We start from the raw sequence: 13,252 nt of genomic DNA on the forward strand, positions 1-13,252 counted from the left end.
CGGACCGTTACCCGCCTGACACGACTTATTCCTCGTGCTCATGCTCTTTCAACATTGCCTCACGCAACACGGCGTTCAGGCGTTTCTGATAGCCTTTGCCTGGCCGCTGAAGCCAGGCCAACACATCCGCATCGATTCGGATGGTTTTCGATACTTTCATCGGTTTATAAAAACGCCCCTGCACCGCCGCCTGCCACTTTTCCTCACCCAGGGCCGGGGCATCGGCATAATCGATATCCTCATCCGGCAGCGCGCTCAACGAAGCAATTTGCGCTTTCTGCTCCTCCGTCAACGGAGGGAGTACGCTATGCGCCAGATTTTTGGCTGAATTTTTGCGCTTCATATCTTCCCCTCTCTTTGGCATCGGCCTTGCGTGCTGAAATGATACGCACGATCTCTACTGTATCGCCTTCGACATCCGTTTCGATCGTCGTATGCGCCACCAGCAGCAACAAACAGGAGCCGACCATACCGAGCGTTTGCCAGCGTTCTTCTCCGCCCTCGACTCTCCAACACGGCCAAATGGTTGGGATCCAGAAAAACCCGTTGCGCAATCTCAAAACTGACTCGGTGTTTGCGCTGGTTGCTGTGATTTTTATCCTGATTCCATTCAAAATAAACATACATTTTTGTAACTACATTTTGATTGTTATTTAATCAAAATACACTCCGCACGGCGGGATGTCAAAACCCCCTCATGCGTTCAACGCCCGCCGGCGGCCTCGATAAAGGTGCCGGTCACGTAAGACGCGGCGTCAGACAGCAGCCAGGCGATCGCCTCCGCCACTTCCTGCGGCTGCCCGCCGCGCTGCATCGGTAAACTGTCCTTCACGCGATCCACCCGGCCGGGCTCGCCGCCGCTGGCGTGCATCTCGGTATAGATGAATCCGGGCCGCACGCCGTTGACGCGGATGCCCTGCGCCGCCACCTCGCGCGATAACCCGATGGTCAGGGTATCGACGGCGCCTTTCGAGGCGGCGTAATCGACGTATTCCCCGGCAGCCCCCAACCGGGACGCCGCGGAGGAAACGTTGACGATAGCGCCGCCCTGCCCGCCATGGCGCAGCGCCATGCGCTTCACCGCCTCGCGGCAACACAGGAAGTAGCCGGTCACGTTAGTGCTCAGCACCTGATTGATGCGCTCGGCGGTCAACTGCTCAATGTTCGCCTGCTGGAACAAAATGCCGGCATTGTTGACCAACGCACTGAGCGTGCCCAGCCGGGCGTCCAGCGCGGCGAACATCGCCATCACCTGCGCTTCATCGGCCACGTCGGCCTGCAACGCCAGCGCCTTCCCGCCCTGCGCCTCAATCTCTGCCACCACCTGCCGTGCGGCGCTTTCGTCACGCAGGTAATTCACGCCCACGGCATAACCCTGCCGGGCCAGCAACAACGTGGCCGCACGGCCAATCCCCCGGCTCGCGCCGGTCACCAATGCCACTTTCGTCATACTGTTTTTTCTCTGGTTAGCGATGTCAACATAGCGGCCTGCGTGCAGACGCCCCGTTTGCCCGTCAGAGTATAGAGCGGCGCCCTAAAAAGCGCTTCAAAGCTGAGCCAGGCGGCGCAGCTGCTTTTTGATGCGCGCTTTGACGCAGCCGTAGGCGTCCGGCGTCGTCGCCTGATGAACCCGCTGCAAACCGGCAGCATGCAGGCCGCTGTGGCTATGGCTCTGCGCATCGCCGCGAAAAGACAACAGCAACAGAACGAGCAGCGTCGCCACGCCTGCGTACATCAACCGCCGCGAGGTGCCCGCGAGCGGGGAACCGTCAGTCTGCATGTTTCGCTCCCTCCGTTGTGATATCGAATGGCAGCAAAATAACTGAAATTCCCCCGCGTTCCCTTAACGCGAGATTAAAGCCAGATTAAGGTTTGCTTAAGAACACGCAGGCAAAGCGAGTTTCCCCGTTGTCTTCCCGGCAGGGTTATAGTTAGATAATCGCGATTCGAGGAACTCAGCGGAACAAACGTGAACATACTGTTGGTGGAAGACGACCTGCAATTAGGCAAGGCGCTGTGCCGCGCATTGGAGCTCACCGGCTTTAATTTGTGCTGGGTGCGCCTGCTCGCAGACGCGGAAAATAAACTTTCACCCGGCGGGTTCGACCTGATGCTGTTGGATCTCACGCTGCCGGACGGCGACGGTTTGCAAAAGCTGATCGCCTGGCGCGCCGCCGGGCAAAATATCCCCATCATCATCCTGACCGCCCGCGACCGCATCGAAAGCCTGGTGAACAGCCTGGATTCCGGCGCGGACGACTTTCTGGCCAAACCCTTTGCGCTGCCCGAACTCATCTCGCGCGTCAAGGCGGTCAACCGCCGCATGGCGGGCTTCGCGTCGCAAACCTGGAGCCTCGGCACGCTGTATCTCGATCCGGTCAACCATCAGGTGACGCTGGATAACGAACTGCTGATGCTGTCGAAAAAAGAGTATCACCTGCTGCACGAACTGATGCGCTGTGCCGGCACCGTGGTGCGCAAAGCGGTGCTGGAACAGCGGCTGTTCGGCCACGGCGACAGCGTGGAAAGCAACTCGCTGGAAGTGCATATGCATAATTTACGGCGCAAGATCGGTAAAGAAAGAATTATTACCGTACGCGGCATTGGCTATTTGCTGAAGAAAGAGTAGCGGAATGATCGGTTTCAAATCCTTCTTTATGCGCACCATTATTTTCCAGGTGCTGGCCATTTTATTATTGTGGGGGCTCCTCGTCACCTGGGTGAAATATTGGTATTACCCCGACATGGAGAAATATTTCGATAACCAGCAACGCATCGTCGCCGCAGGCATCGCCAATATTCTCGATGAAACCGGCACCGACAATATCGATTACCTCGGCATCATCAAGACCATTGAAGGCATGTACATTGATTCCATCAATAATGGCATGCAGGATCAAATCGACTATCACCCGCTGTTCGTGGTTTACGATCGGGACAACCGGGTGCTTTACAGTTCGCAAACGCAGGGAGAGCCGCTGCGTCTGCCGCCTTCGGTGCTGTCCGGCTCCGTCAATTACGCCGGCGCCAACTGGCATCTCGCCGGCAGTTGGAGCGAAAAGCGCCAGTACCGGGTAATCGTCGGCGAGTCGTTCAACGATCGCACCACGCTGTTCGGCAACCCGGCGGAGAGCACCGTCGTACCGCTGCTGGGCATTCTGGCAGCCATCATCGTCACCTTGCTGTTTACCGCCTATTTCAGCCTGCGGCCGCTGCGCCAGATCGCCCGCACCATCTCCGATCGCCAGCCAGGCAACCTGTCGCCGATCAATGTCAGCGAGCAGTATCAGGAAATCCGGCCGGTGGTGGTGGAGGTCAACAAACTGATGGCGCGCATCGACGCCGCCAATCAGCGCGAGAAACGCTTTATGGCCGATGCGGCGCACGAACTGCGCACGCCGATCGCCGCCGTGCTGGCGCAGCTGCACCTGCTGACCCAGGTCAGCGAGCAGCAGGAGCGCAGGGAGATCATCGGCGACATGCAGCAGGGGCTGGATCGCGCGGCGTCGCTGTCTCGCCAGTTGATCAACCTGGCCAAGCTGGAGGCGGAAGATTTTCCGCTGAAAATCGAGGCGGTGGACATCTACGCAGAGATCGGCAAATGCATCGCGCAGCACGTCCCTTATGCGCTGGAAAAGGATGTGGAACTCTCGCTCGACGGCAGCGAGGACGTGGTGATTACCACCGACCGTCCTGCGCTGATCGCCATCTTCACCAACCTGCTGGACAACGCACTCAAGTACGCGCCGCCCGGCAGCCGCATCGAAGCCAATATCCGCTCGCTGGCGCCGCTCGGCTGCTATATTACGTTGCGCGACAACGGCCCTGGAGTGAGCGAAGAGCACCGCGCCCGCCTGTTTGAACGCTTTTACCGCGTGCCTGGCACGCAGCAGACCGGCAGCGGTCTGGGGTTGGCCATCGCCCGGAACCTGGCCGACAAGATCGGCGCGCAGCTGCGCGTCACCGAAGGCCTCGACGATCGCGGCATCGGTTTTATTATCGATTTACCGGAAAGTTACCGGCCACAGACTGAGAGTGAACAACGATCATGAGCCCCCCTGTTCTGCTGCAACGGCAACAACTTGACCGGCTATGGGATATCGACCGCAGTGAAATCATCGACACCCTGTATCGCCTGCAGGACGGCAAGCTGCACGCCTACCCGGACTACTACGACGTGCGCGGTTGGGATCCGCACGACCGAGACACCTATACGCCAATCCACGAAGCCTGCTTCGATCGCGGCGGCACGTTCTTCGCGTTGTTCGAAGGCGAGGAGATCGTCGCGGCGGCGGCGCTGGACACCGAGCCGCGCGGCCCACAGCGGGATCTGCGCCAGCTGCTGTTCTTTTACGTCAGCGCACACCAACGCGGCCAGGGCTTAGGCAGGCAGCTGTTTCAACTCTGCCTGCGTCAGGCGGCGCAAGAAGGCGCCGCCGGGCTGTACGTTTCCTCCATCCCCAACAAAAGCACCGTAGACTTCTATCTGGCGCAGGGCTGTCGGCTCATCGAGCGCCCGGATGCCGAGCTGTTCGCCCGCGAGCCGGAGGATATTCACCTGGTCTGCCTTTGCCGCTAGCGGCAAGAGTCTAACGGGCGATGCGTATCACCGAACGCACGTCGCTTTTCTTGTTCAGATCCCACACCTCGGCGATCTCCGCCAACGCGTGCTCCTGCGTCTCGATAGCGAGCGCGCCCGTCGCCGCCAGCGCCAAAATCTCGGTCGCGTAGCGCTGCATCTCCGGGACCGGCGGGAAGTTGCCGGTGCCGCTGCCGAGGATCTGCAGCTGATTGCTGCGCAACACCGCCGCCGGCAGCCGGATGTCCGGCGCGGCCATCGAGCCGACGTTGACCAGGCGAATGCCGCGCCCGCCGGCGTAAGACAAGAGATCGTGATTATTGAGCGTTGCGAGCAGCGCTTCAGTCGCCGGGCCCCAGATATAATCGACGATCACCTGATAACCGCCCGGCCCCGCCGCCGCCGCGAAAGCCTGCGTCAGCGCCTCGCCCTGCAGGCTCAGATCCACCGTGGCGTCTACGCCCAACGCCTCCAGCACGCTCAGCCGACGGCCGGCAGCAACGATGCGCCCGGCCCCTGCCTGACGCGCCGCCGCGACCGCCAGTTTGCCCGAGGTGCCGGTAGCGCCGATGATCAGCACCGTTTCGCCGGGCTGCAGATCCGCCCGCCAGCGCAGCGGCAGCCAGGCGGCGAAGGCCGGGTTGATCAGCGCCGCCGCCGTCGCGTCGTCCACCGCCTCCGGCACCGGCACCGTCCATGACGCTACGCTGCGCTCAGCCATCGCGCCGTAAGGACGGCGGAAGGAGGCGAAATACACCCGTTGCCCGTCGGCCGTCCGGCCCACGCCGTCGGTGCCGGGCACGATCGGCAGCTGCTTGGGGCTGGAGTAATGGGTGCCGGCGACGGTGGCGCGATCCAGCTGTTTGATGCCGGCCGCCAGAACGTCGATCGGCACTTCATTCGCCTGCGCCTGGGGCTCCTCAAAGGTGCCGAATACCGGGGCTTGCCCCAGCGCTGTTACGATTGCCGCTTGCATGGTGACTCCTCAAATCGTGGGAACGTACAGGAAAGAATAGGCCGCAATAAAATAAAAAGGGACACCGCATGATGCGGTGTCCCCCGAACACAAACTTTGCCGAACGTGTTATTCGTAATCGCTCATCGGCACGCAAGAGCAGAACAGGTTACGGTCGCCGTACACGTCGTCCAAACGCTTAACGCTCGGCCAGTACTTGTTCTCGCGCACGCCGGCCACCGGGAACACTGCCAGCTCGCGGCTGTACGGGTGCTGCCAGTCGTTGACCAGCTCCGCCTGCACGTGCGGCGCATTCACCAGCGGGTTGTCTTCCAGCGGCCATTCGCCTTTGGCGACGCGGTCAATCTCACTGCGGATCGCCAGCATCGCATCGATAAAGCGATCCAGCTCCACTTTGCTTTCCGACTCGGTCGGCTCGACCATCAGCGTGCCCGCCACCGGGAACGACATGGTCGGCGCGTGGAAGCCGAAGTCGATCAGGCGCTTGGCGATGTCCATTTCGCTGATGCCGGTCTCTTCCTTCAGCGGACGAATATCGAGGATACATTCGTGCGCCACGCGGTGATCGCGGCCGGTATACAGGATCGGATAGGCATCTTTCAGACGGGTTGCGATGTAGTTGGCATTCAGGATCGCCATCTGGCTGGCCTGCTTCAGGCCTTCCGCGCCCATCATGCGGATGTACATCCAGCTGATAGGCAGGATGGAGGCGCTGCCGAACGGCGCCGCGGAAACCGCGCCCTGCTGGGTGGTTACGCCGTCGATCTGCACGACGCTGTGGCCCGGCACGAACGGTGCCAGGTGCGCTTTCACGCCGATCGGGCCCATGCCCGGGCCGCCGCCGCCGTGCGGGATGCAGAAGGTTTTATGCAGGTTGAGGTGCGAAACGTCCGCGCCGATGTAGCCTGGCGTGGTGATGCCCACCTGGGCGTTCATGTTGGCGCCGTCCAGATACACCTGGCCGCCGAACTGATGCACGATCTGGCATACTTCACGGATGGTTTCTTCATACACGCCGTGGGTCGACGGGTAGGTCACCATGATGCAAGAGAGTTCTTCGCCCGCCTGCTCCGCCTTGACGCGCAGATCGTGCAGATCGATGTTGCCGTTCTTGTCGCAGGCGACCACCACCACGCTCATGCCCGCCATTTGGGCGGAGGCCGGGTTGGTGCCGTGCGCGGAGCTCGGGATCAGGCAGACGTGGCGGCCCGCTTCGTTGCGGCTTTCATGGTAGCGACGGATCGCCAGCAGGCCGGCGTATTCGCCCTGCGCGCCGGAGTTCGGCTGCATGCACACCGCGTCATAGCCGGTCAGCTGCACCAGCCACTGAGACAGTTGGCCGATCATCTGCTGGTAGCCGGCAGCCTGCTCCGGCGGGCAGAACGGGTGCAGCTCGGAGAATTCAGGCCAGGTGATCGGGATCATCTCCGCCGCAGCATTCAATTTCATGGTGCAAGAGCCCAGCGGGATCATCGCCTGGTTCAGCGCCAGATCCTTACGCTCCAGGCGATGCATGTAGCGCATCATCTCGGTTTCGCTGTGATAGCGGTTGAATACCGGATGGGTCAGGATCGGATCCTGACGCAGCATGGCGGCCGGGATCGATTGACTGTTCTTGCTCACCACCGCGTCCAGCGCGTCGATGTCCAGGCCGTGTTCGTCGCCGGCCAGCAGTGCGAACAGCGTCTGCACGTCTTCACGCGAGGTGGCTTCGTCCAGCGTGATGCCCACGGCGCCGTGGATATCGGTACGCAGGTTGATGCCGAAGCTCAGCGCGCGTTCCAGTACGGCAGCCTTGTCTTTCACTTCAACGGTCAGGGTGTCGAACCAGGTGTTGTGGCGCAGCGTCAGGCCGGCCTTCTGCAGCCCGGCGGCCAGGATGTCGGTCAAGCGATGGATACGCCCGGCGATGCGCTGCAGCCCTTGCGGACCGTGATATACCGCATACAGGCTGGCGATGTTGGCCAACAGCACCTGCGAGGTACAGATATTCGAGTTGGCCTTCTCGCGGCGGATATGCTGCTCGCGGGTCTGCATCGCCATGCGCAGCGCGGTGTTGCCGGCGGCATCGCGGGAAACGCCGATGATGCGGCCCGGCATCGAACGCTTGAACTCGTCGCGGCAGGCGAAGAAGGCGGCGTGCGGGCCGCCGTAGCCCATCGGCACGCCGAAGCGCTGCGCGGAGCCGAACACCACGTCGGCGCCCTGCTTGCCCGGCGCGGTCAGCAGCACCAGGGCCATGATGTCGGCGGCCACGCTGGTGATGATTTTGCGCGATTTCAATTCGGCCAGCAGCGCGCTGTAGTCGTGCAGCTCGCCGGTGGTGCCCACCTGTTGCAGCAGCACGCCGAACACGCCGTCCAGCTCCAGCACTTTTTCCGCTTTATCGACGATGACGTCGAAGCCGAAGGTTTCGGCGCGGGTGCGCACCACGTCCAGCGTCTGCGGATGCACGTCGTCGGCCACGAAGAAGCGGTTGGCGTCTTTCAGCTTGCTGGCGCGTTTGGCCAAGGCCATCGATTCGGCAGCGGCGGTGGCTTCATCCAGCAGCGAAGCGGAAGCCAGATCCAGGCCGGTCAGATCGAGGGTCACGGTCTGGAAGTTCAGCAGCGCTTCCAGGCGGCCCTGCGACACTTCCGGCTGATAAGGGGTGTAAGCGGTGTACCAGCCCGGATTTTCCAGCATGTTGCGCAGGATCACCGGCGGTGTCAGCACGGCGCTGTAGCCCATGCCGATATAGGATTTGTAGCGCTGATTCTGCGAGGCGATCGCCTTCAGCTCAGCCAGCGCCTGATGTTCGGTCGCCGCGTCGCCGACCGGCGGCGGCCCCGGCAGCTGAATGTCCGCCGGCACGATCTGTTGGATCAGCGCGCTGAGCGAGCGAGCGCCCACCGCTGCCAGCAACTCCTGGCGTTGTTCCGCAGAAGAGCCGATGTGGCGTTCGATGAACGCTTCGCTGTGTTCGAGTTGGCTGAGTGTCTGAGTCATTGCTACAAATTCCTGAATGCTTGCGTGATACGGGATATAGCTTGAACGGTAACTAAAACGCCCCGGCCGAAAGGCCCGGGGCGTGGTCACGATTACTCGTCGATCGAGGCCTGATAAGCCGCGGCGTCCAGCAGGTTCGCCAGCTCGCCTTCGTCGGCGGCTTTAATCTGGAACAGGAAGCCGTCACCGTAGGGCTCGCTGTTCACCAGCTCCGGAGAACTTTCCAGCTCGCCGTTCACCGCCACGATTTCGCCGCTGATTGGCGCGTAAATGTCCGACGCCGCCTTGACGGACTCCGCCACGGCGCAATCTTCACCGGCGGCGACGTTGCGGCCCACTTCCGGCAGATCGACAAACACCATATCGCCCAGCAGTTCCTGCGCGTGTTCGGTGATGCCTACGGTGTAAACGCCGTTACCTTCTGAACGAACCCACTCGTGGGAGGATGCGTATTTCAATTCTGTTGGCACATTGCTCATAGCCGGTTACTCCTTCGAAGAAATAATTTCCCGTCGTCTTTCACACTGCAGCGTTGTTGGCTGCGTACGTTCACCTCGGTCACTTACCGCAGTAAGCTCCCGAGGACTCGCGCACTTGCCGCCTAGCCGCAGCGCGAAATCCCTAGGGAAGAATCAATAAAAATCAATTTGTCAGCGGCTTGCCGGCGCGAACAAAACCGGGCTTGGTCACTTTGACCGGCATTTCACGGTTGCGGATCTGCACGATGGCCTGCTCGCCGATACCTGCCGGCACGCGCGCCAGCGCGATGCTGAAGCCCAGCGTCGGAGAGAACGAGCCGCTGGTGATCACGCCTTCATGGGTTTGCCCCGCCGCGTCGGTGAAACGCACCGGCAGCTCATTACGTAATACGCCTTTTTCCGTCATGATCAAGCCGACCAGTTGCTCGGTGCCCTGCTCGCGCTGTTGTTCCAGCGCTTCGCGGCCGATGAAACGGCGATCTTCTGGCTGCCAGGCGATGGTCCAGCCCATGTTGGCGGCCAGCGGTGAAACGCCTTCGTCCATCTCTTGCCCGTAGAGGTTCATGCCCGCTTCCAGACGCAGCGTGTCGCGCGCGCCCAGACCGGCCGGCTTGACGCCCGCGGCCAGCAATTTTTGCCAGAAATCCGCCGCCTGCTCTTTCGGCAGCGCGATCTCATAGCCGGCCTCGCCGGTGTAACCGGTGGTGGCGATGAACAGCTCGCCGGCCTGCACGCCGAAGAACGGCTTCATGCCTTCGACCGCACTTTTTTGTTCCGGGGTGAACAGCGTGCCGGCACGCTCTTTGGCCTGCGGGCCCTGCACCGCGATCAGCGCCAGATCGTCGCGCACCGTCAGCGCAACGCCATACGGCGCGGCGTGCTCTTCAATCCAGGCCAGGTCTTTGTCGCGCGTGGCGGAGTTCACCACCAGGCGGAAATAGTCTTCAGTGAGGAAATAAACGATCAGGTCGTCGATCACGCCGCCGGAGGCATTCAGCATGCCGGTGTACAGCGCTTTGCCGGGTTGGGTCAGTTTGGCGACGTCGTTCGCCAGCAGGTAGCGCAGGAACTCGCGGGTGCGGGCGCCGTGCAGATCCACGATGGTCATGTGAGACACGTCGAACATGCCGGCATCCTGACGCACCGCGTGGTGCTCATCGAGCTGCGAACCGTAGTGCAGCGGCATCATCCAGCCGTGAAAGTCTACCATGCGCGCACCGCACGCCACGTGCTGGTCGTACAGTGGGGTTTGCTTTGCCATCTTTGCCCTCTTTCCACTCGTCGCTAGAAGTTAGGGTGCTGCCACGCAATGCGGCGGAGCCTGGCTCGCGGCCCGATCGCCATGGCGCACTGACTGCTCAACACAAATGCTGCGCCGGGACGGGCGGAAACTGCGTGCAACCGCCGTGACGCAAACGATACCTTTCCCCCGAACTTATCACCGAACGACCACATTAACCATAAGTTAAAATAGGCTCATCGCCGTTCCGGGGCGGTAAAATGCCGGGCTAGTGTGCAGAGTTTTTCACTGGAAAAATGCGCTTTAAGGCACAAAATTAACAATTAAAGCGGCAAAACTCCGAAGTTATATAACAAACCGGCGGCCGCGCATGAGATTCCGACTTTTGATAACCGAACATGGAATTAGAAAAAGTAATGATAAAAAGCAGCTGAAATTAGATTATTTCAAATGAAGGGTTATATAAGGAAAGACGATGGCATAAGGCGAGAAGCGCGAGCCCTCAGGGGGCTCGCAGAAGGCAGGTGTCAGGCAAGCCACTCGGGCAGATCGTTCAGGCCCATTGCCTGACGCACCAGCTTTGGCTTGACGCCCGGCAGGCTGTCCGCCAGCCTCAGCCCCACGTCGCGCAGCAGCTTTTTGGCCGGGTGGTTGCCGTCGAACAGTTCGCGGAAACCCTGCATGCTGGCCAGCATCACCGCCGCGCCATGTTTGCGGCGGCGCTCATAGCGGCGCAGATAGAGATGCTGGCCGATATCCTTGCCCTGCCGCTGCAGGCGGCGCAGCTCGGAAATCAGCTCGGCGGCGTCCATAAAGCCGAGGTTCACGCCCTGCCCGGCCAGCGGATGCACGGTATGCGCCGCATCGCCCACCAGCGCCAGGCGGTGTGCGGCGAAGCTGCGCGCATAGCGGCCGGTCAGCGGGAAGGCCAACCGTTCGCTTTCCAGGCTGCAGGCGCCCAGACGCATATCGAAGGCCATCGCCAGTTCGCGGTTGAATTGTTCCGGTTCCAACTGCTTGAGCCGCTCGGCGTCTTCCGGCGTCACCGACCAGACGATGGAGCTTAAATGCGGATCGCTGAACGGCAGGAACGCCAGAATGCCATCGCCGTGGAAAATTTGCCGCGCCGTCGCCTGATGCGGTTCTTCGGTGCGAATGGTGGCTACCAGCGCATGGTGGCGGTAATCCCAAAAGGTGAGCGGGATGTCGGCGTGCTGGCGCAGCCACGACTGGGCTCCGTCGGCGCCGATCACCAGCCGAGCAGTCAGCATGCGGCCATCCTCCAGCGTGACGAAGGCGTCGTTCTCGCCCCACGCCACCTGCTTGAGCGCGGCCGGGGTAATCAGCGTGATGTCCGAGAGGCTTTCGGCGCGTTTCCACAGCGCCTGCTGGATCACCGAGTTTTCGATGATGTGGCCGAGATGGCTGAAGCCGCACTCGTCGCCGCGGAAGGCGATTTTGCCGAAGCTGTCTCGCTCCCACACTTCCATCGCGTTGTAAGCGCTGGCGCGCAGCTGGAGAATGTCGTCCCACACGCCGATGTGCTGCAGCAAACGCTCGCTGGCGGCATTAATGGCGGAGACGCGCAGCGCAGGCTGCTCCGACGGCGGCGCCATGTCCGGCTGGCGCTGCTCCAGCACCGCCACGCGCAGCCCGCTGCCCTGCAGGCCGCAGGCCAACGCCAGCCCCACCATACCGCCACCGGCGATAATCACGTCAAATGATTGCATGCTGCTCGATTTCCTTAAATAACGCGCGACGCCTTGCCGCGCCGCGTTTTGGACGCGCCACAGGGCACCCGATTCTGTGTCTAACGTTCCACCCAGCCCAATGTACGTTTGGCGAAGGCGTCGCGCACCGCCGGCAAACGCTCCATCGCCATCAGCCCCAGATTACGGCCGACCACCAGCGGGGCATAACGGTTGGCGAACAAACGGATCAATCCGTCGGTCACGCCGATCGTCGCCTGCTGATCGTTTTGCCGCCGCTGCTGATAGCGGCTCAGCAGCGCATAACCACCGGCGTCTTCGCCGCTGTCTACCGCTTCCGCCAGCGTTTCCGCCAGCGACATCACGTCGCGCAGGCCGAGGTTGAACCCCTGCCCGGCGATCGGGTGCAGCGTCTGCGCCGCGTTGCCCACCAGCGCCAGACGATGGCTGACATGGCGATCGGCGGTCAGCAGGCTGAGCGGATAACTGTGCCGTTTACCGGCCTTGAGGATACGCCCCAGCCGCCAGCCGAAGGCCTGTTGCAGCTCGGCGATAAAACGCTCGTCGTCCCAGGCATCTACCCGGGCGCGATCTTCGCGCGCATGGCACCACACCAGCGAACTGCGCCCCTGCGACATCGGCAGCAGCGCCAGCGGCCCGTAGCGGGTAAAACGCTCGAAGGCGCGCCCCTGCGGATCTTCCGCCGTGGTGACGTTGGCGATGGTGGCGAACTGCGGATACTCCTCCTGCCGCCACTGCACGTTGCAGGCCTCCGCCAGCGCCGAACGCGAACCGTCGGCCGCCACCAGCAGTTGCCCGCACAGGCGCAGACCGGTATCCAGTTGTACTTCCGCCCGCTCTGCGGTGCGGATCACGTCCACCACCCGCGCGGGGCAGTGCAGCGTAACGCCCGGCGCCTTCGCCAGCAGCGCGAACAGCCGCTGCCCGGCGTCGTGCAGTTCGATCACCTGGCCAAGCGCATCGACCTGATAATCCTGCGCCTGCAGATTCACGAAACCGGCGTGGCCGCGATCGCTGACGTGCACCTGAGTGATCGGCGTGGCGCAGTCGCGCAGCGCCGGCCAAACGCCGATGCGCGCCAGCTGTTGGCAGGTGCCCTGCGCCAATGCGATGGCGCGGGCGTCAAAGCCCGGGTGGCTGCGGTCGCCCGGCCGAGTCGCCTCGACCAGATCCACCGCAATCCTTCCCTGAGTAAGCGACGAGATAGCCAGCGCCAACGTCGCGCCCGCCATACCGCCGCCAACGATAATTACGCTCATT

13 protein-coding genes are annotated in these 13,252 nt (G+C 62.0%); 3 read left to right on the forward strand and 10 right to left on the reverse strand.

The window, feature by feature from the left end; all coding sequences use genetic code 11:
- Nucleotides 1-25 precede the first annotated feature (25 nt).
- From ACYF6X_RS19895 to ACYF6X_RS19910, 4 genes are all read right to left on the reverse strand, one after another.
- Nucleotides 26-343, reverse strand: coding sequence for a BrnA antitoxin family protein (locus tag ACYF6X_RS19895; protein WP_063990687.1), 318 nt, complete (start codon nt 341-343; stop codon nt 26-28).
- The gene (locus ACYF6X_RS19900; protein ID WP_366556966.1) at nt 340-627 is read right to left on the reverse strand and encodes a BrnT family toxin; all 288 of its coding nucleotides are present in this window, start codon (nt 625-627) and stop codon (nt 340-342) included. Before ACYF6X_RS19900 ends, ACYF6X_RS19895 begins: the two co-directional genes overlap by 4 nt.
- 76 nt (nt 628-703) lie before the next feature.
- Nucleotides 704-1,450 (reverse strand): SDR family oxidoreductase, encoded by a 747-nt coding sequence (locus ACYF6X_RS19905; protein ID WP_130018201.1) that lies wholly within the window; start codon nt 1,448-1,450, stop codon nt 704-706.
- Nucleotides 1,451-1,546: 96 nt separating this feature from the next.
- Nucleotides 1,547-1,780, reverse strand: a complete 234-nt coding sequence (locus tag ACYF6X_RS19910; RefSeq protein WP_063990685.1) for a hypothetical protein — start codon at nt 1,778-1,780, stop codon at nt 1,547-1,549.
- A 189-nt stretch (nt 1,781-1,969) separates the two neighbouring features.
- Here ACYF6X_RS19910 and ACYF6X_RS19915 point away from each other — a divergent pair, with 189 nt between their 5' ends.
- Genes ACYF6X_RS19915 through ACYF6X_RS19925 form a run of 3 tightly spaced genes read left to right on the forward strand, consistent with a single transcriptional unit; the run spans nt 1,970 to nt 4,579 of the window.
- Nucleotides 1,970-2,629 carry a response regulator gene (locus ACYF6X_RS19915; protein ID WP_019455640.1) on the forward strand — a complete coding sequence of 220 codons (660 nt, stop codon included), beginning with the start codon at nt 1,970-1,972 and terminating at the stop codon, nt 2,627-2,629.
- Nucleotides 2,630-2,633: 4 nt separating this feature from the next.
- A complete protein-coding gene (locus ACYF6X_RS19920; RefSeq protein ID WP_130018200.1) occupies nt 2,634-4,052 on the forward strand; it encodes an ATP-binding protein in 1,419 nt (472 codons plus the stop codon).
- On the forward strand, nt 4,049-4,579 hold the full coding sequence (locus tag ACYF6X_RS19925; protein ID WP_063990683.1) for a GNAT family N-acetyltransferase: 531 nt from the start codon (nt 4,049-4,051) through the stop codon (nt 4,577-4,579). Before ACYF6X_RS19920 ends, ACYF6X_RS19925 begins: the two co-directional genes overlap by 4 nt.
- A gap of 10 nt (nt 4,580-4,589) precedes the next feature.
- On the opposite strand, the gene ACYF6X_RS19930 is transcribed toward ACYF6X_RS19925, so the two are convergent.
- The 6 genes from ACYF6X_RS19930 to ubiH form a co-directional block, all read right to left on the reverse strand.
- Nucleotides 4,590-5,555: a quinone oxidoreductase family protein gene (locus tag ACYF6X_RS19930; RefSeq protein WP_130018199.1), complete on the reverse strand. Its 966-nt coding sequence runs from the start codon at nt 5,553-5,555 to the stop codon at nt 4,590-4,592.
- A gap of 108 nt (nt 5,556-5,663) precedes the next feature.
- Nucleotides 5,664-8,543 carry an aminomethyl-transferring glycine dehydrogenase gene (gcvP, locus tag ACYF6X_RS19935; protein WP_063990681.1) on the reverse strand — a complete coding sequence of 960 codons (2,880 nt, stop codon included), beginning with the start codon at nt 8,541-8,543 and terminating at the stop codon, nt 5,664-5,666.
- 92 nt (nt 8,544-8,635) lie between these two features.
- Nucleotides 8,636-9,022, reverse strand: a complete 387-nt coding sequence (gcvH, locus tag ACYF6X_RS19940; protein ID WP_063990680.1) for a glycine cleavage system protein GcvH — start codon at nt 9,020-9,022, stop codon at nt 8,636-8,638.
- Between the two features lie 163 nt (nt 9,023-9,185).
- Nucleotides 9,186-10,283 (reverse strand): glycine cleavage system aminomethyltransferase GcvT, encoded by a 1,098-nt coding sequence (gene gcvT, locus ACYF6X_RS19945; protein ID WP_004931631.1) that lies wholly within the window; start codon nt 10,281-10,283, stop codon nt 9,186-9,188.
- Between the two features lie 506 nt (nt 10,284-10,789).
- Entirely contained in the window at nt 10,790-11,992 is a 1,203-nt protein-coding gene (ubiI, locus tag ACYF6X_RS19950) for an FAD-dependent 2-octaprenylphenol hydroxylase (protein ID WP_130018198.1), read from the reverse strand.
- A gap of 80 nt (nt 11,993-12,072) precedes the next feature.
- Nucleotides 12,073-13,251 carry a 2-octaprenyl-6-methoxyphenyl hydroxylase gene (ubiH, locus tag ACYF6X_RS19955; protein WP_130018197.1) on the reverse strand — a complete coding sequence of 393 codons (1,179 nt, stop codon included), beginning with the start codon at nt 13,249-13,251 and terminating at the stop codon, nt 12,073-12,075.
- Nucleotide 13,252 lies beyond the last annotated feature (1 nt).

It is taken from the genome of Serratia sp. ID 25-353 (assembly GCF_054792795.1).